Source organism: Pelosinus baikalensis, assembly GCF_020819555.1.
GTDB lineage: Bacteria > Bacillota > Negativicutes > DSM-13327 > DSM-13327 > Pelosinus > Pelosinus baikalensis.
Genome location: NZ_JAJHJB010000005.1, coordinates 130299 through 157231 on the forward strand (window position 1 = coordinate 130299; position 26933 = coordinate 157231).

21 protein-coding genes and 8 tRNA genes are annotated in these 26933 nt (G+C 39.0%); 24 read left to right on the forward strand and 5 right to left on the reverse strand.

The annotated features are described in order from the left end of the window. Positions 1 to 74 precede the first annotated feature (74 nt). The gene (gene mmdA / locus LMF89_RS05750) at positions 75 to 1604 is read right to left on the reverse strand and encodes a methylmalonyl-CoA decarboxylase subunit alpha (RefSeq protein ID WP_229534283.1); all 1530 of its coding nucleotides are present in this window, start codon (positions 1602 to 1604) and stop codon (positions 75 to 77) included. A 678-nt stretch (positions 1605 to 2282) separates the two neighbouring features. Between mmdA and LMF89_RS05755 the strand changes: the two genes are divergently transcribed. The 11 genes from LMF89_RS05755 to LMF89_RS05805 all read left to right on the forward strand — a co-directional run bounded on the left by LMF89_RS05755 (position 2283) and on the right by LMF89_RS05805 (position 12138). Then, entirely contained in the window at positions 2283 to 3239 is a 957-nt protein-coding gene (locus tag LMF89_RS05755) for an aspartate carbamoyltransferase catalytic subunit (protein ID WP_229534284.1), read from the forward strand. After that, positions 3223 to 4512 (forward strand): dihydroorotase, encoded by a 1290-nt coding sequence (locus tag LMF89_RS05760; protein WP_229534285.1) that lies wholly within the window; start codon positions 3223 to 3225, stop codon positions 4510 to 4512. The genes LMF89_RS05755 and LMF89_RS05760 overlap by 17 nt, the downstream gene beginning before the upstream one ends. Continuing rightward, a complete protein-coding gene (gene carA, locus LMF89_RS05765) occupies positions 4509 to 5573 on the forward strand; it encodes a glutamine-hydrolyzing carbamoyl-phosphate synthase small subunit (protein ID WP_229534286.1) in 1065 nt (354 codons plus the stop codon). The genes LMF89_RS05760 and carA overlap by 4 nt, the downstream gene beginning before the upstream one ends. A 2-nt stretch (positions 5574 to 5575) precedes the next feature. Continuing rightward, complete coding sequence (carB, locus tag LMF89_RS05770; protein ID WP_229534287.1) at positions 5576 to 8797, forward strand: carbamoyl-phosphate synthase large subunit; 3222 nt, start codon at positions 5576 to 5578, stop codon at positions 8795 to 8797. Further along, positions 8790 to 9557 carry a dihydroorotate dehydrogenase electron transfer subunit gene (locus LMF89_RS05775; RefSeq protein ID WP_229534288.1) on the forward strand — a complete coding sequence of 256 codons (768 nt, stop codon included), beginning with the start codon at positions 8790 to 8792 and terminating at the stop codon, positions 9555 to 9557. Before carB ends, LMF89_RS05775 begins: the two co-directional genes overlap by 8 nt. Next, the gene (locus LMF89_RS05780; protein WP_229534289.1) at positions 9554 to 10477 is read left to right on the forward strand and encodes a dihydroorotate dehydrogenase; all 924 of its coding nucleotides are present in this window, start codon (positions 9554 to 9556) and stop codon (positions 10475 to 10477) included. The genes LMF89_RS05775 and LMF89_RS05780 overlap by 4 nt, the downstream gene beginning before the upstream one ends. A gap of 17 nt (positions 10478 to 10494) precedes the next feature. Next, positions 10495 to 11214, forward strand: a complete 720-nt coding sequence (gene pyrF / locus LMF89_RS05785; protein ID WP_229534290.1) for an orotidine-5'-phosphate decarboxylase — start codon at positions 10495 to 10497, stop codon at positions 11212 to 11214. After that, positions 11211 to 11783: an orotate phosphoribosyltransferase gene (gene pyrE / locus LMF89_RS05790; protein ID WP_007955468.1), complete on the forward strand. Its 573-nt coding sequence runs from the start codon at positions 11211 to 11213 to the stop codon at positions 11781 to 11783. Before pyrF ends, pyrE begins: the two co-directional genes overlap by 4 nt. A 120-nt stretch (positions 11784 to 11903) precedes the next feature. Continuing rightward, positions 11904 to 11979, forward strand: a tRNA-Asp gene (locus LMF89_RS05795). Positions 11980 to 11986: 7 nt separating this feature from the next. After that, positions 11987 to 12061, forward strand: a tRNA-Gly gene (locus LMF89_RS05800). 1 nt (position 12062) lies between these two features. Further along, positions 12063 to 12138: transfer RNA gene (locus LMF89_RS05805), tRNA-Trp, on the forward strand. Between the two features lie 106 nt (positions 12139 to 12244). Here the strand turns inward: LMF89_RS05805 and LMF89_RS05810 are convergent. Genes LMF89_RS05810 through LMF89_RS05820 form a run of 3 tightly spaced genes read right to left on the reverse strand, consistent with a single transcriptional unit; the run spans position 12245 to position 14930 of the window. Next, a complete protein-coding gene (locus tag LMF89_RS05810; RefSeq protein WP_229534291.1) occupies positions 12245 to 13039 on the reverse strand; it encodes an ABC transporter ATP-binding protein in 795 nt (264 codons plus the stop codon). 17 nt (positions 13040 to 13056) lie between these two features. Next, positions 13057 to 13830, reverse strand: a complete 774-nt coding sequence (locus LMF89_RS05815) for an ABC transporter permease (RefSeq protein ID WP_229534292.1) — start codon at positions 13828 to 13830, stop codon at positions 13057 to 13059. Between the two features lie 29 nt (positions 13831 to 13859). Then, positions 13860 to 14930: an ABC transporter substrate-binding protein gene (locus tag LMF89_RS05820; protein WP_229534293.1), complete on the reverse strand. Its 1071-nt coding sequence runs from the start codon at positions 14928 to 14930 to the stop codon at positions 13860 to 13862. A gap of 136 nt (positions 14931 to 15066) precedes the next feature. Here LMF89_RS05820 and LMF89_RS05825 point away from each other — a divergent pair, with 136 nt between their 5' ends. The 8 genes from LMF89_RS05825 to LMF89_RS05860 all read left to right on the forward strand — a co-directional run bounded on the left by LMF89_RS05825 (position 15067) and on the right by LMF89_RS05860 (position 18369). Continuing rightward, complete coding sequence (locus LMF89_RS05825; protein WP_229534294.1) at positions 15067 to 15729, forward strand: hypothetical protein; 663 nt, start codon at positions 15067 to 15069, stop codon at positions 15727 to 15729. Positions 15730 to 15793: 64 nt separating this feature from the next. Continuing rightward, positions 15794 to 16156: a response regulator gene (locus LMF89_RS05830; RefSeq protein WP_007955459.1), complete on the forward strand. Its 363-nt coding sequence runs from the start codon at positions 15794 to 15796 to the stop codon at positions 16154 to 16156. A 162-nt stretch (positions 16157 to 16318) separates the two neighbouring features. After that, a tRNA-Asp gene (locus LMF89_RS05835) sits at positions 16319 to 16394 on the forward strand. A gap of 13 nt (positions 16395 to 16407) precedes the next feature. After that, positions 16408 to 16483: transfer RNA gene (locus LMF89_RS05840), tRNA-Phe, on the forward strand. Positions 16484 to 16490: 7 nt separating this feature from the next. Beyond that, a tRNA-Gly gene (locus LMF89_RS05845) sits at positions 16491 to 16565 on the forward strand. Positions 16566 to 16570: 5 nt separating this feature from the next. Next, a tRNA-Cys gene (locus LMF89_RS05850) sits at positions 16571 to 16644 on the forward strand. A gap of 48 nt (positions 16645 to 16692) precedes the next feature. Next, positions 16693 to 16781 (forward strand) — tRNA-Leu (locus LMF89_RS05855). 289 nt (positions 16782 to 17070) lie between these two features. Further along, positions 17071 to 18369 carry a hemolysin family protein gene (locus LMF89_RS05860; RefSeq protein WP_255711019.1) on the forward strand — a complete coding sequence of 433 codons (1299 nt, stop codon included), beginning with the start codon at positions 17071 to 17073 and terminating at the stop codon, positions 18367 to 18369. Between the two features lie 19 nt (positions 18370 to 18388). Here the strand turns inward: LMF89_RS05860 and LMF89_RS05865 are convergent, their stop codons facing one another. Beyond that, positions 18389 to 19294, reverse strand: coding sequence for a LysR family transcriptional regulator (locus LMF89_RS05865; protein ID WP_229534296.1), 906 nt, complete (start codon positions 19292 to 19294; stop codon positions 18389 to 18391). A gap of 166 nt (positions 19295 to 19460) precedes the next feature. Here LMF89_RS05865 and LMF89_RS05870 point away from each other — a divergent pair, with 166 nt between their 5' ends. The 5 genes from LMF89_RS05870 to LMF89_RS05890 all read left to right on the forward strand — a co-directional run bounded on the left by LMF89_RS05870 (position 19461) and on the right by LMF89_RS05890 (position 26909). Next, entirely contained in the window at positions 19461 to 20738 is a 1278-nt protein-coding gene (locus LMF89_RS05870) for an amino acid permease (protein WP_229534297.1), read from the forward strand. Positions 20739 to 20865: 127 nt separating this feature from the next. Then, positions 20866 to 21300 (forward strand): PaaI family thioesterase, encoded by a 435-nt coding sequence (locus LMF89_RS05875; RefSeq protein ID WP_229534298.1) that lies wholly within the window; start codon positions 20866 to 20868, stop codon positions 21298 to 21300. A 274-nt stretch (positions 21301 to 21574) separates the two neighbouring features. Beyond that, the gene (locus tag LMF89_RS05880) at positions 21575 to 21913 is read left to right on the forward strand and encodes a metal-dependent hydrolase (protein WP_369412563.1); all 339 of its coding nucleotides are present in this window, start codon (positions 21575 to 21577) and stop codon (positions 21911 to 21913) included. Positions 21914 to 22311: 398 nt separating this feature from the next. Beyond that, a complete protein-coding gene (locus tag LMF89_RS05885; RefSeq protein ID WP_229534300.1) occupies positions 22312 to 25236 on the forward strand; it encodes an insulinase family protein in 2925 nt (974 codons plus the stop codon). 335 nt (positions 25237 to 25571) lie between these two features. Continuing rightward, positions 25572 to 26909, forward strand: a complete 1338-nt coding sequence (locus LMF89_RS05890; RefSeq protein ID WP_229534340.1) for a DNA recombination protein RmuC — start codon at positions 25572 to 25574, stop codon at positions 26907 to 26909. Positions 26910 to 26933 lie beyond the last annotated feature (24 nt).

Consider the following 26933-nt stretch of genomic DNA (forward strand, 5'->3'; position numbering starts at 1 on the left):
AAAAACCTTCTCCTTTTTTAGAATGAGGAGAAGGTTTTTTCGGGTATGCTGCATAAAATGTAGAGCTTTTGCTTTTACAGAGGGATATTGCCGTGCTTTTTTGCGGGTCTAGTTTCTGTTTTTGTTTTGAGCATGTTAAGAGCTTCGATGATACGGATTCTCGTTTCTTTAGGTTCAATAATATAATCAACAAAGCCCCGTTCAGCAGCTTTGTAAGGCGTTGCAAAATCATTTACGTATTTTTGTGTTTTTTCTGCCACCTCTGCATCTCCTCGAAAAATAATATTGGCTGCTCCAGCAGGACCCATTACGGCAATTTCTGCTGTTGGCCAAGCGAATACCATATCGGCTCCGAGGTGTCTTGAGCACATACCAATATATGCTCCGCCATAGGATTTGCGGGTAATAACAGTAACCTTAGGAACGGTTGCCTCAGAATAGGCGTATAAGACCTTAGCGCCATGGCGAATGATTCCGCCATATTCTTGACTAGTGCCCGGCAGGAAACCAGGGACATCTACTAAAGTCACTAAAGGAATATTAAAGGCATCGCAAAAGCGGATAAAGCGAGCGCACTTATCCGATGTATTAATATCCATACATCCAGCCATTACTTTAGGTTGACTTGCAATAATTCCTACACTTCGACCGTCCATGCGAGCAAAACAAGTGATGATATTTTGTGCGAAAAAAGGTTGAGCTTCATAAAAATCACCAGTATCAACAATCATTCTGATGATATTTTTCATATCATAGGGAATTGAAGGATCATCAGCGATTGCAGTATTTAAGGCTTCATCCATACGATTTGGTGCATCTGTAGTTTCGTATTTAGGTAAAGAGTCAAGATTGTTACTTGGTAAAAAACTTAATAAATAACGAACCTGCTCTAGGCAATTTTCATCATTGGCAGCAATAAAGTGGGCAACCCCTGATGTGGAATTATGAGTCATTGCACCGCCTAATACCTCGGCAGAGACTTCTTCACCAGTAACAGTCTTTATAACTTGTGGTCCTGTGATAAACATTTGACTCGTCCTATCCACCATAAAAACAAAATCAGTGAGTGCAGGAGAATAGACAGCTCCACCAGCACATGGACCCATAATAACTGAGATTTGAGGAATCACTCCTGAAGCCATGGTATTATTGAAAAATATATCACCGTATCCTGCTAATGCATCAACACCTTCTTGAATTCGTGCACCGCCCGAATCATTAATTCCAATAATAGGAGCTCCCACTTTTAAGGCCATTTCTTGGACCTTTACAATTTTAGCTGCATGCATTTCGCCTAGGGAACCACCGACGACAGTAAAGTCTTGTGCAAATACAAATACTAAGCGACCATTGACAGTGCCATGACCAGTTATAACTCCTTCGCCAGGATTTTCCTGTTCTTCCATGCCAAAATTATTACAACGGTGTTTGATAAACTGATCAAATTCAATAAAAGTGTTAGGATCAAGAAGTTTAGCTATGCGTTCACGGGCGGTAAGTTTGCCGCTCGCATGTTGCTTTTCAATGCGCTTTTCTCCTCCACCTTGCTTAATCTTTTCTTGTTTTCTTTTTAACTCATTAATTTTTTCGAAAACAGTTGCCATATTTTTATTGCCTCCAATTTTTTGCAAGGATAGAGTCTTTTCATCTACCTTTTGCAATGAAATTTAAAAAAATAAAATTGTATGTCAAATAATATAACTAGATAATAGAATCTGGTACTAATATTGTGGTGATTTTTATTATAACAAAGAAAGACCTCTTTATCAAGTTGAGTTGCTAAATAAATGAGAGTAAGATACAAGGACAATAAAAATTCTACCTAAAGTCTACATTTTTATGCTAATGGGTGGTTAAATCAATATTATAATGTAATGCTTAATATTGTTGACAAATATACACTGGTTTGATATAGTATATTCAATAGAATACTGCCTTTAACGTAGTCCTGTGAGGCTGCAAAGGAGACATTTAATAGAGTAGTGTATATTTATGCCTTCTTGCGTTGCCACACGTGAGAAGGTTTTTTATGTTTTGTTAAAAGGATTGACAATCATTTCAATAATTTGATAGTATATATATGAGCAAAACATGCATAAATATAAATTGCTGTATTGTAATTAATATTAGTAGGGCGTATTCTATAGAAAAAATACAAATACTATCCTTTAAGCTAATCCAGAGAGTTTGGCAAGGATGTTTGTTTGGCACAAGCTTGTCTTGTTGTTATTGAAACTCCTTGCGTATATAGTAAGGAGTTTTTTATATAAGGAGGAGTCACAGTGAGTAAACGCCAGATATCATTACGCGGCAAAGATATTTTAGGTCTTGAAATGATGACAGTGCCTGAAATAGAAGTGATTTTAGAGACAGCATGTCAAATGAAGGGGATTATTGATCGAGATATCAAAAAAGTACCTACATTAAGAGGGAAATCAATTGTAAACCTGTTTTTTGAGGCCAGTACTCGGACACGCACTTCTTTTGAATTAGCAGGTAAATACTTGGGAGCAGATGTGGTTAATATCACTGCTAGTGCCAGCAGCGTGACAAAAGGTGAAAGTCTTAGAGATACTTTATATACGGTTGAAGCTATGGGCGTTGATGTAATTGTTATGCGCCATGAAGCAGAAGGGGCAGCACAATATGCAGCCAACGTAGCGTCGCCTGTAATCATTAATGCTGGAGATGGTGCTCACGAACACCCTACTCAAGGATTGCTGGACATGTTTACGATGAAAGAAGTCAAAGGAAAACTCGATGGATTAAAAGTAGCTATCGTTGGTGATATCTTTCATAGTCGAGTTGCTAGATCCAATATTTGGGGACTTTTAAAAATGGGAGCCGAAGTACATTTAGCAGGGCCTAAAACATTAATGCCTTATTATATACAGGAAGTTGGAGTACATGTGCATAATAAGGTAGAAGAGGCTCTTGAGGGAGCTGATGTTGTAAATGTACTGCGCATTCAACGAGAGCGGCAGCATAAAGGATTATTTCCTTCAGCACGAGAATATGCTCGCATTTTTGGTATTAATCAAGCACGCTTGGATTTAGCTAAACCAGATGCATTGATTATGCATCCTGGTCCTATGAATCGAGGATTAGAAATATCTCCTGATGTAGCATATGGTGATCAATCTGTTATTCAGGAGCAAGTAAAGAATGGATTGGCAATCAGAATGGCAGCTTTGTTTTTAGTGCTGACAGGAGGTAAGAACATTGAAACTACTGCTTAAAGGTGGAACTATTATTGATCCTACTCAGAATTATAATCAGGTAGCCGATTTACTTATTGAAAATGGTCTTGTTTCGCAAATCGGGGAGAATTTAAGTACGACAGGAGTAGAAGTTTTTGATGCCCAAGGATTGGTGATTGCTCCTGGATTTGTTGATATGCATGTACATTTGCGAGAACCAGGCTTAGAGGCAAAAGAAGATATTGCATCAGGTACGAAAGCGGCGGCGGCGGGAGGCTTCACTACTATTGCTTGCATGCCCAATACAAAACCGGTAGTGGATCAGGCAATTATAGTCTCAGGAATATTGCATAGAGCCCAGCTGGAAGGAGTCGTCAATGTGAAGGTGATTGGTGCCTTGAGTAAAGGACAGCAAGGCAAAGAATTAGCTGAAATTGGTGATATGATACTTTCTGGTGCGGTGGCTATTTCTGATGATGGAAGTTCCTTGGATAACAATCGCCTTTTTAAAATAGGCCTGGAATATACAAGCATGTTTGGATGTCCTGTGATCTCTCATGCTGAAGATGAGTCTTTAGTGGATGAGGGAGTTATGCATGAAGGTGCCATTTCGGCTATGTTAGGAATGAAGGGGCGCCCTTCAGTTGCAGAAGATATTGCTGTGGCTCGGGATATCATGCTCGCCCAGTACACAGATTCCCGCCTGCACATTGCTCATGTAAGTAGTAAAGGGGCAGTAGAATTAATTCGTCAAGCAAAAAAACGTGGCGTAAAAGTTACTGCTGAAGCAACGCCTCATCATTTGACACTAACGGATGAAGCGGTCAAAACATTTAATACAGCAGCTAAAGTGAATCCGCCCCTGCGTTCTGCAGATCATGTTGCTGCCTTGTTAGAAGGGTTAAAAGATGGAACCTTGGATGCCATTGCGACAGACCATGCACCTCACGCTTTTGAAGAAAAAGATATTGAATTTAGACAGGCTCCACCTGGATTTGCAGGCCTTGAAACAGCAGTGGGAGTCATTCTGACCGATCTTTACCATACTGGAAAATTTACATTGGTTGAGATTGTTGAAAAGATGTCAACTGCCCCAGCTTCAATATTGAATATCGATGCAGGCAGTTTAAAAGCAGGTGCGCCAGCAGATATCGCTATTATTGATACTGAATTAGAATGGACTGTAGATAGTAGTGCTTTTTATACAAAAGGCAAGCATACTCCATTTGATAAAAAAATACTAAAGGGCAAAGCAGTTGCCACCATAGTAAGTGGTAAATTTGTGATGCGTAAGGGTAAGGTGTGTATATGAAAGGAAAACTTATATTAGAAGATGGGTCTGTGTTTTACGGGACATTAGTAGGAGACAGTACTGCTGTTGGTGAAGTGGTATTTAATACAGGGATGACAGGTTATCAAGAAATATTAACCGACCCTTCTTATTGTGGACAAATCGTAGCCTTGACGTACCCCTTGATTGGAAATTATGGCGTAGCAGAGTTGTTTCAGCAATCAAGAAAATCTTTTGTAAGAGGTTTTATTATTAGCGAGCTTTGTGAAGAGCCCAGCAATTATCAATGTGAAAATACGTTGATACAATATCTGACAGAGAATAAAATTCCTTGCATATATGGAGTGGATACTCGGGCCATTACCCGGCGTATTCGTTCGAATGGGACGATGAAAGGTGTTATTGTCCCAGAGGATGCTAGTGAAGAAGTCGTAAAAAAATATTTCGACCTAGTACCCGTGATGAAAGAAGTACAGGAAGTAACCACTCCAGAGGTTTATGTGATGGAGAATAGTGGGCCTCACATTGTGGTAATGGATTTTGGCATAAAAAGAAATATTTTAAATTCCCTTCATAATCTTGGCTGTAAATTGACGGTTTTACCAGCAGATGCAACTTCTGAGGAAATTTTAAAGCTGAATCCGGATGGTATATTTTTATCAAATGGGCCAGGAGATCCTAAAGATGTGCCTTACGCTATTGAAACGATAAAAGAATTAATTGGTAAGAAACCGATATTCGGTATTTGCTTAGGGCATCAGCTGATAGCTTTAGCCTTAGGTGCCGATACCTATAAAATGAAGTTTGGTCATCGGGGTTCCAATCAGCCTGTAAAAAACTTATTGACAGGCAGAGTGCATATTACGTCCCAAAACCATGGATATGCGGTAGAGGAATCTTCTTTGAAAAATATAGATGTATCGATCACTCATCGATCTGTAAATGATAATACTGTAGAAGGGATGCGTCACAAAGAATTACCAGTATTTTCGGTGCAGTATCATCCGGAAGCATCGCCAGGACCCGACGATAATACGTATTTGTTTGATGAATTTACGGCGCTGTTGCCGAAGGGAGTATAATTATGCCGAAAAAGAAATATCTTAAGAAAGTAATGGTAATTGGATCTGGGCCAATTGTAATTGGGCAAGCGGCGGAGTTTGATTATGCAGGTACACAAGCTTGCCGTGCTCTAAAAGAAGAGGGATTGGAAGTCGTGTTGGTCAACAGTAATCCGGCTACGATTATGACAGATACCAATGTTGCAGACCGTGTATATATAGAGCCTTTAACTCCTGATTTTCTAGAAGCGATTATTGCGAAAGAACGTCCCGATGGTCTCTTGGCAACCTTAGGTGGTCAGGCAGGGCTTAATTTGGCTGTTAATTTGTATGAGAATGGTGTACTTGCCAATTTTAATGTAGAACTACTGGGGACTTCATTAGAAGCTATTAAAAAAGCTGAGGATCGTGAACTGTTTAAAGCAACGATGCAATCCATCGGCCAGCCTGTTCCAGAGAGTATTACCGTAGAAGATGTAGAAAGTGCTTGTCAATTTGCTCGAAAAATTGGTTATCCGATCATTGTGCGCCCTGCTTACACTATGGGAGGCGCTGGCGGTGGTATTGTGAATAGCGAAAGTGAACTGATTGATGTCGTTATTCGCGGGCTAAAGTATAGTATGATTGGTCAAGTACTCGTTGAACGCAGTGTCGCTGGCTGGAAAGAAATTGAATATGAAGTCATGCGGGATGCGGCAGACAATTGTATTGTAGTATGCAATATGGAAAACTTTGACCCTGTAGGCATTCATACGGGAGATAGTATTGTAGTAGCCCCATCACAAACCCTTAGTGACCATGAGTATCAGATGCTGCGAACTGCATCACTGAAAATTATTCGAGAATTGGGAATCGAAGGTGGCTGCAATGCACAATACGCTCTTGATCCTCATAGCAATCAATACTATGTTATTGAAGTAAATCCTCGGGTAAGCCGTTCAAGTGCCCTGGCTTCAAAAGCCACTGGTTATCCCATTGCGAAAGTGGCTAGTAAGATTGCGATTGGCTATCATCTTGATGAAATACAAAATGCAGTTACGAAAAAAACAATGGCCTGCTTTGAACCAACATTGGATTATTTAGTAGTTAAATTTCCCCGCTGGCCTTTTGACAAATTTATGTTTGCTGATCGAATCTTAGGTACGCAGATGAAAGCTACCGGGGAAGTGATGTCTATCGATCGCTCTTTTGAAGGTGCTCTGTTAAAAGCAGTACGTTCTTTGGAAATCGGAGTCAATCATTTGCAGATTCCCGAAATGGCTAACTTATCAAATGAAGATGTACGTGAAAAATTAAATATAGCCAATGATGAACGTATATTTATGATCGCAGAAGCATTGCGCAGAGAGATTTCAGTGGATGAAATTCATAAAATTACAAATGTAAATACTTTCTTTTTAAATAAGATCAAAGGCATTGTTGCTATGGAAGTACTACTGCAAACGAAAGAGATTACTTCGGAACGTATGCTACAAGCCAAAAAGATGGGTTTTACAGACAAAACGATTGCAGCGTTGTCTGGTAGTTCCACCGAAGAAATCCGATCTTCCCGTAAAACGCAAAATATAGTACCTTCTTATAAAATGGTAGATACTTGCGCAGCTGAGTTTGAAGCGGCTACGCCTTATTATTACTCAACTTATGCGCAAGAAGATGAAGTAACAGTATCTCATAAGCGCAAAGTAATGGTATTAGGTTCAGGGCCCATTCGTATTGGTCAAGGGGTAGAGTTTGATTATTGTTCTGTGCATTCAGTCTGGGCACTTAGAGAAATGGGGCTAGAATCGATTATTGTAAATAATAATCCAGAAACGGTAAGTACTGACTTTGATACATCCGATCGCCTATACTTTGAACCTCTTACTCCAGAAGATGTAATGAATATTATTGATAAAGAAAAGCCTGAAGGCGTTATTGTGCAATTTGGCGGTCAGACGGCGATTAATTTAGCCGGTCCTTTAGCAAAAGCTGGTGTCAAGGTATTGGGTACCAGTGTAGACAGTATCGATCGTGCAGAAGATCGGGAGAGATTCGATGAGCTCCTTGAACAAAATAATATACCACGGCCAAAAGGATCTACAGTGACAAATGGGATAGATGCAGTTATAGAAGCAAATAAAATTGGCTACCCAGTAGTGGTTAGACCTTCTTATGTATTAGGTGGGCGAGCTATGGAAATTGTCTATACAGAAGAAGAGTTAAAAGACTATATGACCAGAGCGGTAAAAGCATCGCCAGAGCATCCAGTGCTAGTGGACCGTTATATGCAAGGCACAGAGGTGGAGGTAGATGCCATCTCTGATGGTAAAGATGTCTTTATCCCGGGTATCATGGAACATGTGGAACGAGCCGGGGTTCATTCAGGGGATAGTATTGCTGTATACCCAACGAAAACCTTGTCTCAGGAAGTTATTGATACCATTGTAGATTATACTACTAGGCTGGCAGTGGGGCTTAATGTAAAGGGACTTATTAATATCCAATATGTAGTAGTCGAGGAGCAGGTATACGTAATTGAAGTAAATCCACGTTCCAGTCGTACCATTCCTTTCTTAAGTAAAGTAACTGATGTGCCAATGGTAAATGTGGCCACTCGTGTGGCGATGGGAGAAAGCCTTATCTCCCTTGGATATAAGTCTGGTTTGCTGCCAGCTAAACCTTATACAGCAGTAAAAGCGCCTGTATTCTCTTTTTCGAAGATGCAGCAAGTGGATATCTCCTTAGGGCCAGAAATGAAGTCTACTGGTGAAGTCATGGGAATTGACTATCACTATGCCAGGGCGTTATACAAGGCAATCACTGGGGCGGGCATGAATGTACCTGAATATGGTACTGTATTATTTACCGTAGCAGATAAAGATAAGCAAGAAGGCGGAGAACTTGCTAAGTGTCTGGCCGATCTTGGATATCATCTGGTAGCTACTGGAGGAACAGCAAGACACCTGCAATCCTTAGGCTTATCTGTCACTCTTGTAGATAAGGTGCATGAACATAAACCTGATATTATACAAATGATTAAAACGGGAAAAATTAACATGGTTATTAATACATTGACTCATGGTAAAGAACCAGAACGAGATGGATATAAGATCCGCAGAGCAACGGTAGAACATGCCATTCCTTGTTTTACTTCCATGGATACTGCTAAAGCGGTAGTAGAGGTTTTGACTTTTATGCGAGAACGTCGTTTATCTTATGTTTTAGCAATACAAGATTACGTTGGTGGAGGGGATAGTCTTGCCTAAGATGGTGGTTGAGGCCCGGATTGTGCGCAATACAGAGATTGGTGTTAACGTCAAAGAGTTAGTGCTATACGCACCTGAAATTGCAGCGCAAGCTGTACCAGGTCAATTTCTCCATGTTAGGGTAGCTGATTCCTATTATCCTTTATTGCGCCGTCCTCTTAGTATTTCAAGCGCAGATCGTATAACTGGTACGGTAAGTACCATATATCGTGTAGTTGGTCAAGGTACTGCTTGCTTGGCGGCTTTGTCTAGCAAAGATTCTGTGGATTGTATGGGACCTTTGGGTAATGGCTTTGTCATACATGGTCAACGTTCGCTATTGGTTGGAGGGGGAATGGGACTGGCGCCGCTAATGTTTTTAGCTGGCGCCTTATGTCCACGCCCTATAGAAATACTAATGGGCGGCCGTACCAAAGAAGAGATGTTCTGGGCGGATATGTTTCATAACAAGTGTGATGCGATCCACATTACCACAGATGATGGTACATTAGGCAGTTGTGGTGTAACCTTAGATCTTTTGCCAGAAGTATTAAAAAGTGGTGCATTTGATGTGATTTACACCTGTGGTCCCAGGACTATGATGGAGGGTGTAGTGAAAGTTGCTAAGACCTATAATATCCCTTGTCAAGTATCTTTAGAAGAATATATGGCTTGTGGTATTGGTGGTTGTTTATCCTGCACTTGTGCTGGGAAAGATGGATCGCGAAAAAAGGTTTGTACAGATGGTCCGGTTTTTTGGGCACAGGAGGTGATGTCATGAGCATCGGAGATAGTGATATGCTTGGCGTAACCATTGCAGGAATTAAAATGAAAACACCTGTTATGACTGCATCTGGAACTTTTGGTTTTGGGTTAGAATATAAAGATTTTGTAAACTTAAATAAAATTGGTGCAGTCGTTGTGAAAGGCACAACTCTATTGCCCAGGTCCGGCAATCAGGGACGGCGAATAGCCGAGACTCCTGCTGGTATGCTAAATTCTATCGGTTTGGAAAATCCGGGGGTAGATGAATTTTTATCCACGATATTGCCACGCCTAAAAGACTATGATGTACCAGTTATCGTAAACATTTCAGGCAATACAGTTGAAGAATATGGTGAATTGGCTGCTCGCCTCAATGTAGCTGATGTCGCTGGTGTAGAACTCAATATCTCCTGCCCTAACGTAAAAGAGGGAGGGATAGCTTTTGGTACTAACTGTGATAGTGCCTCAGCAGTAGTAAAACAAGTAAAAAGCAATACGGATTTACCGGTGATCGTAAAATTATCTCCGAATGTAACTGATATTGTCGCTATGGCCCAGTCTGTAGAAGACGCTGGAGCCGATGCAATATCCCTTATTAATACCTTATTAGGTATGTCGATTGATATTCATAAATGGCGTCCTGTACTAGGAAATGTAGTAGGAGGATTATCTGGACCAGCAGTGAAGCCGATCGCGGTACGCATGGTATGGCAAGTTGCTCGGGCAGTAAAGGTTCCGGTTATTGGTATGGGTGGTATTGTAACCGCAGAGGATGCTATTGAATTTATGCTAGCAGGTGCTAGTGCTGTGGCCGTGGGAACAGCAAACTTTATCAATCCTTGCGCTGTCCAGTCTGTGGCAGATGGAATGAAGGACTATATAAAACAGCGTAGTTTATCTCATGTAAATGAACTGGTAGGTAAAGTGAATCTATAAGTATTGGAAGTGAATGAATGAGTTGTGATCAGCGCTTAATAGTAGCCTTGGATGTACATAACATGGAGACCGTACAGCAACTTGTGGAACAGTTAGGGGATAGCGTGAGCTATTATAAAGTTGGTATGGAACTTTTTTATAGTGTAGGAAGTCAAGTAATTACCTATCTGCGTCAGCAGAATAAAGACATATTCTTAGATTTAAAGCTGCATGATATACCTAATACAGTAGGACAAGGATTGGCGACTCTAACGCAGTTAGGTGCAACGATGCTTAATGTTCATGCTTCAGGCGGATTTGCTATGATGCAAGCGGCAGCAAGAGCGGTAAAAAACAAAGCCGATGAGATGCAGGTGCAGCGTCCGAAATTGATTGCCGTGACAATTTTAACGAGTATGAATGCGGATGAATGGTCAGCTCTTGGGTATAATGTGGATTTGTCGCAGCAGGTGATTCATTTATCTCAATTAGCTCAAAAAGCAGGAATGGATGGAGTGGTGGCTTCTCCTCAGGAAGCTGCGCAAATTCAGGCTGTATGCGGTAATGAGTTTATCATTGTTACACCTGGCATAAGACCTAGTGGTGCAGCGATTGATGATCAAAGTCGCATTGCTACGCCAGCAAGAGCTTTGAAAAATGGTGCGCATCATTTGGTGATCGGCAGACCTATTACTGCTGCGGCAAACCCAAGGCAGGCTGTGAAAGACATTTTACAAGAAATGAGGGAACGAGCATGAAGGAAGAAGAAGTAAAGCAGTTATTTATCGATACGGGTGCCATCCTGGAAGGTCATTTCCTATTGACTTCTGGTTTACATAGCCCACAATATGTAGAAAAATTTCAAGTACTGCAATATCCAGAGCATACAGCTAAATTATGCAAGGCGTTGGCAGAAAGATTTGTTCAAGATCAGGTCGAATTAGTAATCGGTCCTGTCACTGGTGGAATTTTATTAGCTCATGAAGTAGGGAAGAACTTAGGAACTCGTGCGATTTTTACCGAGCGGGAAAATGGAAAAATGACTTTGCGGCGAGGATTTGTTATTCAGCCTGGTGAACGAGTATTAATTGTAGAAGATATTATTACAACAGGTGGTTCAGTACAAGAAGTTCTTGATGTTGTTAGAGAACATGGCGGGATTCCTGTAGGAGTAGGTATATTAGTAGATCGCAGCGGGGGTAAAGCGGATTTTGGTGTACCTCATCAAGCTTTGTTGCACTTGGATGTAAAAACCTATCAATCGGAAGACTGTCCTTCATGTGCTCAAAATCTGCCAATAACAAAACGCGGCAGCCGAAAATTATAAATAATTAGTACAGTGTAATCATAGAATCATAAAAAGAAATTAACATAATTCGTTAAAAACTCTTGTATTTAAGATAAAGTTGTGTTATTATAATTAAGTCGGTGAATGACACGACAATGTGGCCCAGTAGTTTAGCGGTTAGAATGCCGCCCTGTCACGGCGGAGGTCGTCGGTTCAAATCCGATCTGGGTCGCCATTATTATGCGGGAATAGCTCAGCGGTAGAGCATCGCCTTGCCAAGGCGAGGGTCGCGAGTTCGAATCTCGTTTCCCGCTCCATAGGGGTATAGCTCAATTGGTAGAGTAGCGGTCTCCAAAACCGTTGGTTGAGGGTTCAAGTCCTTCTGCCCCTGCCAGAAATTTGCAAACGACACGATATTTTATCGTGTCGTTTTTTAAGTTTATTCAAATTTTTCGTTACAAGTGAAAAGCAACTCACTAAATTTGTGGTTGCTTTTTTCTTTATGTGAAAGAATTATTTTTACTATTTGTTACTTCATCTCTTAGAATCAGCCAAATCGACTGGAATAACTGGTTGTATTGTAGTGAAGTGCGTATTTCAGATATCCTTCGAGGTCGGGGGAGATCGTTATTAACGATCGTTTTAATCATGCCTGGATTGGCACTCATTACCATGATTCGATCTCCTAAACATAAGGCTTCATCGATACTATGGGTGATGAAAACCGTCGTTTTCCTTGTTTCTTCCCAGATTCTTAATAATTCATGTTGTAGGAGGATGCGATTTTGTTCATCCAGTGCTCCGAAGGGTTCATCCATTAATAGGATTTCAGGATCGTTAGCAAAAGCGCGAGCTACGCTGACTCGCTGCTTCATACCACCAGATAATTGGGAGGGATAGGCGTGAGTAAATTTACTGAGACCAATCATTTCTATATAATGCCTGGCTATTTCATACCGTTCCTTTTTGGGTATATTGCGCATGCGTAATCCGTATGAAACATTATCGATCACTGTCATCCAGGGGAAAATCGATTGTTCTTGAAAAACCATAGAATTGATAGGACGATCTATATTGGTTGGCTTGATAGTGATAGTGCCGCCTGAAGAACTATCCAACCCTGCTAGTATGCGAAGTAGCGTTGTTTTACCACAACCGCTAGGTCCTACAATGCAGAAAAATTCTCCCTCGCCGATGGATAGTGAAATATCTTGTAAGGCTGTGATTTGACCAGAATTCGTATTAAAAATTTTACTGAGATTTGAAACTGAGATGCTTTCTTTCTCATAGGCCATTATATGCATCTCCTTTATTAGACTTGTTTTTTCCATGGAAGAACCCAATTTTCCAACATATCAAGGAGTAAAGAAAATACATAGCCAAGAAGGGATAGTGTGATAAGTGCTATAAACATTTGCTCGATGGCAAACATGTCATAGGCTCGCCATATCATCCAGCCGACCCCGGCTTTTGCAGCAGAAAGTTCGGCTGCTACAATTAGAATTAAAGCCATACCCATACCGAGTTTCAACCCTGCAAAGATCATCGGAAGAGCACCGGGAAGAGCAACGGTAAGATAAAAATTTTTACGGTTGGCGCCAAAATTTTGTGCTACATCTAAATAAATTTTATCAATACTTAATACCCCAGCCATGGTGTTGATTACAACTAAATAAAAAACACCAATTGCAATTGTGAAAATTTTAGAAGTTTCGCCCAGTCCAAACACTAATAGAATTAGGGGCATTAGAGCTAGTTTGGGAATCGGGTATGTGGCAGCAATCATCGGTTCAAAAGCTGAACGGATTAGAGGAGATAACCCCATACCAATACCCAATACTATGCCAGGGGCAGAACCAGCTAGAAAACCCCATATCACTCGTTGTACACTAACTGCAGTGTTATATAATAACTCACCAGACAACAGAAGCGGAATGAAAGCATGCAGTATTAAGCTGGGGCTGGATAATAAACGGGTATCAATAATATGAATACGAGCCATGACCTCCCAGAGAATGAGAATGCTCAATGGGGATAATATGGACAGTATTCGAATGAGTAACGAAGAATATTCTTGCTTTATCATGCTATCATCTCCAAGCGCTAAGGTTTATATTATTGATATGTTCCTAAGGTTTTTACTGCAAAATCGACATATTGATTATCTACGGCATCTTCATACTTTATATCTGATTGTAATAAGTTATTTTCCTTATACCAATCTAAATCCAAGAGAATGCCTTTTGTGCGAACATACCCATTAGGATTTAAGCCTGTGGGAAACATTTTTTCATATAAAGCAGGGTCTTTAATTACTGAGTACTTACAAAGAATATCAATGATCTCAGTTCTATTTTTATTTTTTACAAAACCATCATTGTAGTCTCTCAATGACTGTATGTAAGCAGTCATAAAACGGTTAGCTACAGTGGGGTTTTTTGTCATACTTGTTCCATAGACTAACAAGGCTGTTTGGGCATCGGGATCATAATCCACAGGGTCTTTCCATGGATCAGCCAAATCTTTGTTTATGCTAAGAGTGACAAAAGGTTCGATGATCATAGCTGCATCAATACTTTTATTACCGAGGGATACCAGCATATCGGGAAAAGAGCGGATTACCTGAACATCAACGTCATTCATAGTTAATGCTCCTTTTTGTAGCACTCTAGATAACGCAATTTCATCAAGAGAGGCCGTACCAACAATGGCAATTTTTTTATTTCGCAGATCTTTATAATCTTTTATCGTATCTGTTAGATCCTTGCGGATTACAAGACGATAATAGCCTTGCCCGGGAAGGTTGATACCTTTATCAGCAACGATTTTTATAGGAATATCACGAGACATGGCGTTAAATAATCCTGAAGATGTAACGGTAGCGCCTACATCAAGTTGCCCAGCAGCTAATTGGTTGATCATTTCCTGTCCAGTGTTGAATTGCACCGGTTCGATTTTAATGCCTAGATCTTTGTAATAGTTCTTTGCCGTGCCAATCAGTATACCTGCATCGGATACAACTTGTTTCATGCCCACTTTGACAACTGTTTCTTGAGGCAATGGTGATACTGCTGGCGCCCAAGCAGGACCGTTGCTTGCTGTATCGTGTGTAGTCGGACTTTGGCTGCAGGCAGTCATGAAGAGTACCAGTAATATTATTGTTATGATCTTTATGCTGCGTTTCATGGATTTCCCTCCTAATCGATTTGATTGAGTTATGACATGATATTCATTTTTATTATATTTGGTGATAAAGCAGCAGGTTTTTAAGTATGAATACAGAATAAGTAAGAGTAGTCCAGAGTGAAAGGTATTGTTGTATATGGAAAAAATCATAGCAGAAGTAGACGAATGGGAATTATTAAAGAAATTACCGAAGGAGTTTGGCAAATTTACACTATTAATTGAGTTGGAGAAACGTGATACACAGTATTGTATATTTACGTATCAAAATAAAGAAGAACATAAAAGTTTTTCCGTTTTATATGATCAAGCGACAAAAGAATATTTTGCTCGTGTAGTGATTGGTCTAATCGAATATTTTGATGTGAATTTTATTGTTGGAGATATACAACAACTAGAAAAAATATTAATTCAACGACTCAAAGGTGTCTTAACCCAATTAAGTTTTTTCACTAGAGAAAATATAGAGAGCATCGTGCATGAAAAAAAAATAATGGATTGGTCGTTTAAAGAAGATTTGCCTCAAACTTTGCTCGGTTTTGAGTTATTTATAAAACCAGATGAGCCTGTAAAAGTGATCAATGGCTCCTATATCATCGTCGATTATAGCGATTTTGAATTGAAAAGTAATTTAACTATTTATTACAACGTATTTAGAGATGAATTTTTTGGAGAGACGCGTATAAAGGGAACCCCAATCATATTAGCTATTTTTGATACAAAAGATTTAGCTGACTTACAAAAACTTGTTGCAAGTCATTTGACAACGGAATTGGAAAAGATAAGAATACAATTAAATTAAGATGGAGTTATGTAAAGAAAAAACTAGATATGATAGTTGTTAATTGTAGGAGGTTTGAATTTAAGTGGCAAGAATATTAGTCTGTGATGATTCTGCTTTTATGCGCATGATGCTAAAAAAAGTATTGATTGACAATGGTCATGAGATAGTTGGTGAAGCTGGGGATGGCATGGAAGCGGTGCAACTTTATCGGCATCATAAACCTGATCTAATAACGATGGATATTACCATGCCTAAAATGGATGGAATAGAAGCAGTCAAACATATTTTTGAGGAAAATCCTTTGGTTAGAATTGTAATGGTCACTGCGCTTGGGCAAAGATCTATTATTACGGATGCGATTAATGCCGGTGCATCAGATTTCATTGTAAAGCCTTTTGATAATACTCAAGTCATTGAAACAATTAAGAAAGTTTTAGGGCAATAAGAAAATCTAATTTACGAAAGTACTTGACAATAAAAGGTTATGTGCTATAATAATATCTGTGGCTAAGGAATGTAGCTGGTAAAAAAAAAATCCATGTGGCATTCAAAAAACAGTTGACACACTAGATGTAACATAGTACAATAGACATTGTGACTATACAGTGGCCCAGTAGTTTAGCGGTTAGAATGCCGCCCTGTCACGGCGGAGGTCGTCGGTTCAAATCCGATCTGGGTCGCCATTCAATTTTAAATGCCTCGGTAGCTCAGTCGGTAGAGCAGAGGACTGAAAATCCTCGTGTCGACAGTTCGATTCTGTCCTGAGGCACCATTTAAATGCGGGAATAGCTCAGCGGTAGAGCATCGCCTTGCCAAGGCGAGGGTCGCGAGTTCGAATCTCGTTTCCCGCTCCATTAAAGGCGGCATAGCCAAGTGGTAAGGCAGAGGTCTGCAAAACCTTTATCCCCAGTTCAAATCTGGGTGCCGCCTCCAACTCAAAGTTTTATATACTGCCTTAAACAGTTTGGCATATTGATTTATGCCGGGGTGGCGGAACTGGCAGACGCAACGGACTTAAAATCCGTCGGAGAGAAATCTCCGTACCGGTTCGATTCCGGTCCTCGGCACCACGTAAATTAGAACTTCGTATTTATGCGAAGTTTTTTTTGTATTTTGACGATGTTAAAAGATCGTGATATTTAAATATCGTTTTAAAGGGAAAAAATACGTAATATAAGAAGATACATAGAGGGTTTCTAAGAAAATTAAGATGTATTGCTCTAATGGAGTGTAGTATTAATCGAATAGAGGCTAGATCTATTTTAAATAATTTAAAAAATGTGGTATAATGTTACAATATATATATAATAGAGGAGGTGTCCTATTTCCCCAATGGATGAGGGATAATAGGGATATTTATTGGACCCTGCGTCTATACTGTTTAATACAATTTTAGTTTTAGGTTTGGTTATGCTAAATGGATTCTTTGTTGCAGCAGAATTTGCTATGGTTAAGGTTCGAAGCACTCGGATAGAAACGTTGATCTCAGAGGGAAATGTTAGAGCGAAATTTGCGCAGCGATTAACCAAAAATTTGGATGCTTATTTGTCAGCATGTCAGCTAGGGATTACTTTAGCTTCTCTTGGGTTAGGTTGGGTAGGTGAACCGGCAGTTGCCAGCATAATTGCCCCACTGCTTTTGGCATTTGGTTTATCGCAAGAAATCATTGCAACCATTTCTTTTGTGATTGCCTTTTCTGTGATTACTTCTCTGCATATTATTTTGGGAGAATTGGCACCGAAATCAATGGCAATTCAAAAGGCGGAGCAAGTTACCATGTGGGCAGCACCACCTTTAATTGCCTTTTATAAGATCATGTATCCTTTTATTTGGTTTATGAATGGAACGGCTAATCAGTTTCTGAAATTATTAGGTGTTGAGCCTGCAACAGATAGTGAATCTGCCCATACAGAAGGAGAAATACGTATCCTTATGGAAGAGAGTCACAGGCAAGGTTTTATAAATCAGACGGAATTAACCCTAATGGATAATATATTTGACTTTGCAGAAAGACATGCTCGTGAGGTAATGATTCCACGTACAGATATGATATGCCTGGACATCAAAAAGTCTTATGAGGATAACCTAGAAGTCGCTATACAGGAAGGGAAAACACGATATCCTGTATGTGATTCAAATAAAGATAATATTATTGGCTTTATTCATATCAAAGATCTTTTATCGCCACTTGCACTAACTGCTAAGCCTGATTTGGAAAGTATTACGAGAAATGTACTTGCTGTACCTGAATCTATGCAGATTAGTTCTGTTTTAAAACTTCTGCAGAAAAATAAGGCACAGATAGCAATTGCTATAGATGAATATGGTGGAACTGCTGGACTCGTTACCGTAAAAGATATTCTGGAAGAAATCGTAGGGGAAATGCATGATGAGTTTGATGATGAACGTCCCCTAATTGAAACTCATGAGAAAGATGCTCACTTAGTAGATGGACGTATTCTCATAGAGGAATTTAATGACTTTTTTGATTTACAGCTTCCAACAGAAGATGTAGATACTCTTGGTGGCTGGATTTGTGCAAGAACGGAGTTGCCCCTTGAGGTAAATCGAAAAATTTCTTATGAAGGATATGACTTTATTATTACGGAAGCTGATTTTATGCGCGTAAATAGAGTTCTGATTCAAAAAGTATCATGATGCTAAAAACCCTCGCAGATTATGCGAGGGTTTTAGTTTTATGGCTGAATATTTCAATTGCTAAGTTGAAAAAAGCAGAAAGGGCTGGTGATAGCCATTTGTCTTTATGATAGCCAACTTGTGCGTAAATATTGAAGTCAGGTCCAACCCAATTTAAGTTTACTAATTGACTAGATGTGATTTCTGTAGATACTGCAATCATTGGCAGTAATGTAATTCCAAGACCACTGATAGCACATTGTTTCATAGCACTTACGCTACTAAATTCTAGTATAGAAGCTGGGTATGCACCGGTGGCAGCTAAGATGCTTTCTAATACTACCCGATAGCTACAGCCATTTTCACTTAAAATTAAAGTTTCACCATGCAGGTCAGAGGGGGTTATTGTACCTTTTTGGATAAGAGGATGATCAGCGCCAGCGGCAATAACCATGGGGTCTCGAAAAAGAGTATGGGTGATTAGTTCAGGATGATGACTTTCTTGCTGCAAAAAGAAAGCAATATCAATGGTATGAGTCCGCAGCCAATAAGCAAAATCACTACAAGTACCGGTTTTAAGTGCTATTTTTACCTCGGGGTAGCGTTTGCGATATTCTTGTAATAATAAAGGTAAACGGTGAACACAGAAAGATTCAGGTGCACCAATCGTAATAGAACCTTTTGGGGTAGCTGAACCGGTAACAGCCTCCTTAGCTGCCATAGACAGATGCAAAATTTGTTTTGCATACATTAAAAAACATTCTCCTTCGCTGGTCAAAACGATGGATTTTCCTAATCGTTCAAATAGTTTAGCATTCAGTTCTTGTTCTAACTGTTGTATTTGAGTAGTAATGCTAGACTGAGCATAGCCTAGTATATTAGCAGCACGGGTAAAACTTAAGGTATTAGCAACTGTACAGAAGGCTTGTAGCTGCCGAAATTCCATAATCGTAAATTCTCCTATCTGATTTTTTGATATACTGCATCTAAACTATCAATTGTACCAATGTGTATATACCATGATAAGATACTTTGTAGGCAATGTCTACGAAATTGCGAAATTTTTTAATCGTAAAGATTAAATGTATTGAATGATGGGAGGCATGATAGATATGAATGACCCAAAAGGAAGCTTTAAGGCGTCTATATCTTGGATGCAGGGTTCGGCACTTACCATTGGGGCAGTATTAGGATCAGGTGTATTGATTTTGCCAGTAGCGACGGCTCAGCTGGCTGGTCCGGCGGCAATGGTTAGTTGGGTTTTGATGGGGCTATTATCCATACCCTTAGCTATTACACTTGGCCGTTTGGCCTCGGAGCAGCCTGATGCGGGTGGTATTGCCGCATATGCTAGGAGAGCTTTTGGAGATAAAGCCGGAGCGGTAACAGGGACATTATTTTTGGGGACAGTACCTATAGGAGGGCCTATCTGTGCTTTGATAGGAGCTAATTATATTAGTGCTCTATTTTCGCTAAATTCTTATCAAGTTGTGATTGTCGCGGCAGCCATGTTAATTATGGCGGTGATATTTAACTATCGAGGGATTCAATTATCCGGAAGGGTACAGATAGCAGTCATCGGCAGTGTGGCCGCAGTGCTGTTGGCGGCGGTATTTTCAGCCTTGCCTTATGTTGAAGAAAAAGCTTTTTTCCCCTTTGCGCCGAATGGTATAGCACCCATAGGTGTATCAATGGCAATGTTATTTTGGGCTTTCGTTGGTTGGGAGATGATTGTGCATTTGGCAGAGGAGTTTGAAGATCCCATCCGTGACATTCCTTTAAGCTTAATGATTTCCATTATTATTATTAATATCATGTATCTCTCTGTTGTTTTTGTTACGATAGGTACTGGGGCATATATAGGTCCAGACAACTCTATCGCTTTAGCGGGTATGATTGGTAGGGGATGGGGACATTGGGCTGGTGCTGTTACTGGTATATTAGGATTTTTGACCTGTTATGGCACGATTCATACTTATGTAGCTGGTTTCTCTCGCCTTGTATACGCGCAATCCCGCCAGGGAGATTTTCCTGAATACTTTAGCTCTTTGCATGAAGAGTTTCATACCCCGCATCGTGTATTACTCGTATTATTGCCAGTTTTTATGGTGGTATTATGGATAAGTTTCTGGTTTAATATTAACATTGGAATCTTAATTCAATTTCCGGGTACTATATTCATATCCTTATATATTATCGGCATGGCAGCAGCAGTGAAATTATTACCATCCCAAGGATGGGGCCGGTATTTTGCAGCATTGTCACTTATTATGTGTATGATCATCTATTGTTTTACTGGATGGATAGGGTTATATCCTTTTGCCTTAGGTGCTTTTGGGTGGTTTGTCCAATCCCTTCGCAAAAGATCCTTACGTGCAAGTGAGCTATAAAAGAAGGAAAGTTATAGGTTTATAGAGAATTTTTACAATAGGTATAGGATTGTCTGATAATTATATATAGTGGGATACAATTAGCTAAGATGCAATAGAAATTGGAGTAATGTTAGGAGCAATAAATATGAAAAATACTACAGAGTGTTTAAAGGAGAACCTCGTTACCATTTATGATGAAAACCCGTATATCAAGTTATTGGATATTTCAATTATACATGTGGAAGAAGGTAAGGTAGAACTTTGTATGCCTGTACTTACTGGTAAACATACAAACCTGTATAATATCGCTCATGGTGGTGCCTTAGCTTCCTTGGCTGATTCAGCTATGGGAATCGCATGTGCGACTACCGGCAAAAAAGTGGTGACCCTTGAAATGAATATGAATTTTATTAAAGGAGCAGCAACTCAAGCCGCTATAAAAGCCATTGGAAAAGTCATTCATAATGGGAAAAATACAATGGTAGCAGAAAGTGAGATCGTAGATAGCCAGAATCAACTGCTGGCAAAAACCCGAGGCACATTTTTCGTTACAGGAATGTTTGAAGAAAATAAAGAATAAATCATAAGCGCCTGACCACGTTGTGGCAGGCGCTTTATAAATGACGATTATGTAGTTGGAAGATGGCGAATGCTGATGTTGCTGCCTAGAACATCGAAATTTTCTATCTTATCCATCGTGTTCCCTCCCAGTGGTTCGTCGAAAAAGTTTTGAAATTCTCTTTACAAGAACGAATGTTTGCTTTACTATAAAAATACAAACGAATGTTCGTAATTGTTTTTTTGAAAAATTACACGAAACGATACAGCATAAGTCATAGTACACAACGAAATAGGTGATTATTTTCAATTGGGCAATACATATTATTATAGGGCTCTTTTTTAGTCTAGAATTTGCGGTACAACCAATGGATATTTTATTTATAGTGATTGGCAGTATACTGCCGGATATTGACCACCACAGATCGATGCTTGGCCGATTAAATATTTTTGTAGGTTTTATGAGTCATAGGGGGTTTTGTCATACATTGTTAGGATGTGCGGTCTTATCAATTCCTTTTTTATGTATAAAAGGGGCTGCGCCTTATGTATTCTTAGGAGGAATTTCTCATTTGTTTGGAGATGCGCTGCAATCTATATTTGGTTCAAAAATATTTAAGATTAAAGGCTGGTAATTTAAATAAATTTTTATTGTGGAAATAGGATATTATAAATAAGTAGGACTCCGAGAGATAATCCAGAAAGAAGAAATAAACTTGCTTTTTTAGTTTGGGAAATTCTAAAATTATAGATTGCCACCCAAATGAGAGTAACAGACAGCAATATGCCACCTAACATGGAAGAGTAATAAATTAAATTTTCCAATTTGAACATCCTTTCAAGCTCTAAAATATCATGGACATATAGTATATTTTCTCATTTTACTCTGCTAGCGTCAATCTTTTAATCCATTTAGCATATAGTATTGACGTGGAATCTTGAATCGTGCTCTAAAAAGCCCATATTGCAGGACGTTGTTCCTACAATAGCGAATATGGTATAAGAATGAAATTTTTTGAAAAGAGGTAATGGAATGGATTTAATAAAAGGCAGTTTATATCATGGGTTTCGTTTGGAAGAGGAAGAAAAAATTGATGAAATAAGTTCGCTTGCCAGGAGATTCTATCATGAAAAAAGTGGCGCGCGATTGTTATATTTGCAAAATGATGATGATAATAAAGTTTTCTCCGTTACCTTTCGCACACCTCCGGAAGATAGTACAGGAGTTGCTCATATTGTTGAGCATTCTGTATTGTGCGGCTCTCGTAAATTCCCCATGAAGGAACCTTTTGTTGAATTAGTAAAAGGTTCTTTGAATACTTATCTAAATGCTATGACATTTCCTGATAAGACCATGTATCCCGTGGCAAGTCGTAATGTTAAGGATTTTCGTAATTTAATGGACGTATATTTGGATGCAGTTTTTTATCCGAATATATATAATTCTCCAGAGACGTTAATGCAGGAAGGCTGGCATTATGAATTGGAGAATCCATTGGATGAAATCACTTATAAAGGCGTAGTTTACAATGAAATGAAGGGTGTTTTTTCTTCACCTGACGCGATATTGGAAAAGAAAAATTTTGAATCTTTGTTTCCTGATACGGCCTATGGTGTAGAATCAGGTGGTGATCCTGAGTTTATTCCAGAGCTGACGCAAGAAAAATTTATAGATTTTCATAAGAAATATTACCATCCCTCCAATGGATATATCTTCTTATATGGAGATTTAGATATACTTGATAATTTGAAGTTTTTAGATGAAGCATATTTAAGTAATTTTGAAAAAATTGAAGTGAATTCTCAAATTGCTTTGCAGCCTGCATTTAAAGAAAAAGTAGAAAATGTTTTTGAGTATTCGATCGCTCCTAGTGAAAATATAGAAGATAAAACGTTTTTAAGCAGAAATTTCGTATTGGGGCAAGCGACTAATTCTGAGATTTGTCTAGCTTTTCAAATCTTAGAGTATCTACTCCTAGAAACTCCAGCTGCACCTTTGCGAAATGCCTTAATCGAAGCGGAAATTGGTAAAGATGTAGTAGGGACTTTTGTGAAAAGCATACTACAGCCTACCTTCGGGATTGTTATTACAGGTGCCAATGAAAATGAAAAAGCAAAGTTTATTCAAGTTGTAGATGAAGAGCTGGAAAGACTAGTAAGAGAGGGTATTGATAAAGAATTAATTGAAGCATGCATTAACATTTTTGAATTTACGTTACGGGAAGCAAATTATGGTACTCGTCCTAAAGGACTTGTCTATAATATTAAATGTATGGATAGCTGGTTGTATGACGCAAGTCCTTTCATTCATTTAGGGTATGAGGATGATTTAGTAAAAATAAAAGCAGCACTAAATACCAATTACTTTGAGCAGTTGATTGAGCAGTACTTGCTGAATAATAATCATCAAGCTTTGGTTATCTTAAAACCGAAGCATGGTCTAGCAGAAGAAAAAGATGAAGAACTACGCAAATACCTGGCTGAATATAAAGCATCTCTGTCTGATATTGAAATTAATGAGCTAGTAGAGCAAACACAGCGTTTAAAAACATTACAAGAAACAGCAGATTCGCCAGAAGCCTTAGCGACCATTCCTCTACTCACTCGGCAAGATATAGAAGTAAAATCAGAAGAATTGATAGTAGTGGAGAAACAAGAATTAGGAGTACCTGTTTTGCTTCACCCACTTCGCACCAATGCCATTGCTTATGTGAATATGTATTTTGATACATGCTTGGTACCTCAACAATATTTACCGTATATGTACTTATTGTCAGAGATCTTAGGAAAGGTTTCAACAAAACAATATGAATACTCCGCGCTATCCAATGAAATTAACAAGAATACAGGCGGTATTGTTTTTGATGTAGCAGTCTTCACAGAAAATGCTAATGATTCAAAATACTTACCGAAGTTTATAATCAAAGGCAAATCCTTGGTGGAGAAGTTGCCTCAATTATTAAGACTAACAGAGCAGATCATTGCCCAGAGCCGCTTTGACAACAGTAAACGAATGAAGGAACTGATTCAAGAAATAAAATCCAATTGGGATATGAATTTGTTCCGCCGCGGGCAGCAACTGGCGACGAATCGTGTATTATCCTATTTTTCTCCTATTGCGCAGTATAATGAAGTAGGAATGTTAGCCTTTTATGATTTTGTAGCTGCATTAGAAAAAGACTTTGCGGCAAAGTCAGAAGAAGTTTATAAGAATCTTGAAACAGTAGCTGGTTTTATTTTTAATAAAGAAAATTTGTTGGTAAGCGTAACTGTAGAAGAAGAGAATTATAGTGAATTTCAAAAAGCATTTTCCGAATTTCACTCCTGCTTAGCATCAACTACAGAAAAACCTGCTGTATATCATTTTGAAAATAGTCATTACAATGAAGGACTCATGACGTCTGGCAAAGTGCAGTATGTGGTTAAAGGAGCAAATTTCCGTAAGTTAGGGTATTCCTATCATGGAAGCTTAAAAGTGCTGGAAACCATTTTGCGTTATGACTACTTGTGGACGCGGGTACGTGTTCAAGGGGGAGCTTATGGCGGTTTTGCAAGATTAGAACGTAATGGAAATATGGTGCTTGGCTCGTATCGGGATCCAAATTTAAAAGAGACGTTAACTGTATATGATGAGACCGCAAATTATCTGCGTAATTTTTCTGTTGATCAAAGAGAGATGACCAAGTATGTGATTGGTACCATGAGTCAGTTGGATACACCTTTGACTCCATCACAAAAAGGGGAGCGAGCAACTAATAATTATATTCGGAATATTTCTCAGGATATGATTCAACAGGAAAGAGATGAAATCTTAGCGACTAGGCAAGAAGATATTTCTAAGCTGGCTGATTTGATGGAGGATGCCATGAAACAGAATCACTTGTGTGTGTTAGGAAATGAACAAAAAATCAAAGATAATAGCAATCTATTTGAGCATGTAACGAATATCTTAAAGTAAAGATATTGATAGAAGTGCATGAAGAGACAGTGTAGGGAAAGCCGGGCAAAAAAATAAGAGGGTGGTTTGACCACCCTCTTATTTTACTTGTTTTTATTTTCCTTCTTATCCTTAGGGCAAATTTCTTTGGCAAATTCTGTAGAAGCCTTTTGAGATTTGTTTTTATTTTCTTTGCAAGATTCGTTTTGACGTTTTTCCATAATATCACCTCCCCGCCTATAGCTTACCCAAGAAGTACATTTAGAAAACGGGTTCCTAAAATATTTTTCCCTGAAACAAATTTTATATGATATTCTTAGTAAAATAAAATAGTTGGAGGATTTATTTTGTCAACGGTGATGATAATGCTAATGTTTGGTCTTAATGGAATTATTATTTTTCTTCTCATTACAGTACTGTTTCGACTTGGAAAGAATCAGCAGCAGGAGCTTGCTGCTCATCTGATAGGTATAGAAAAGGCAATCGAAAGAGTAGAACGAATTGTAAAAGATGAAATGGCTAAGAACCGAGGAGAAAATAATCTTGTCGCCAGAGCATTGCGAGAAGAAGTAGCGAATACACTTAGTAAGTTAAATGAATCAATTTTGAAACGGATGAATGAAAATACTACCGTGCAATTAACGCAATTAGAGACATTCTCTCAGCAATTACAGGGACTGACTCAAATGAATGAACAAAAGTTAGAGCGTATGCGTGAAACGGTAGAAAAACAATTGCGGGTGCTTCGTGAAGAGAATGGCAGCAAACTTGAAGAGATGAGAAAAACGGTGGATGAGAAATTAAATCAGACGTTGGAAAAGCGTTTGGGAGAGAGTTTTAAGTTGGTTAGCGAAAGGTTAGAAATGGTACATAGAGGGCTAGGTGAAATGCAGACTCTGGCCTCTGGCGTTGGTGATCTAAAAAGAGTATTATCCAATGTCAAAACTCGTGGTATATGGGGCGAAATTCAATTGGAGAATTTATTAGAGCAAATTCTAACCATTGAACAGTATGCTAAAAACGTTGCAACGAAGCCAGGAAGCAATGATAGAGTAGAATTTGCGATTAAACTTCCTGGTCGTGATACAGAGGAAAGCATTGTCTGGCTGCCAATAGATGCAAAATTTCCACAAGAAGATTATCAACGATTATTAGAGGCTCAAGATCAAGCCAATGCTGTCTTAGCAGAAGAAGCAGCCAAGGCATTAGAAAATCGAATTAAAAGCGAAGCGAAAGATATTGCTAATAAATACGTCTGTGTTCCCCATACTACAGAGTTTGCAATTTTATTTTTGCCAATTGAAGGATTATATGCTGAAGTGTTGCGGCGCCCAGGGCTGTGTGATACCATTATGCGAAATTACAAGGTAATCATTGCAGGCCCTACGACCCTATCTGCGTTGCTTAATAGCTTGCAAATGGGTTTTAGAACGCTTGCAGTTGAAAAACGCAGTTCAGAAGTCTGGTCACTGCTTAGTGTTGTAAAAACTGAATTTGGCAAATTTGGCGATTTATTAGATAAAACCCATAAAAAACTGCAAGAGGCTAGTAACTCCATTGATGTAGCTGCCAGAAAGTCTCGCACCATAGAAAGGAAGCTTAAATCTGTACAAGAACTTCCTCAAGAGGAAGCATTAAATATGTTAGATGCAGCAAATGTTGCAGAAATAGCAGCTACTCAAGAAAAAGAATAATATATCTATGACAAGCGCCCAAAA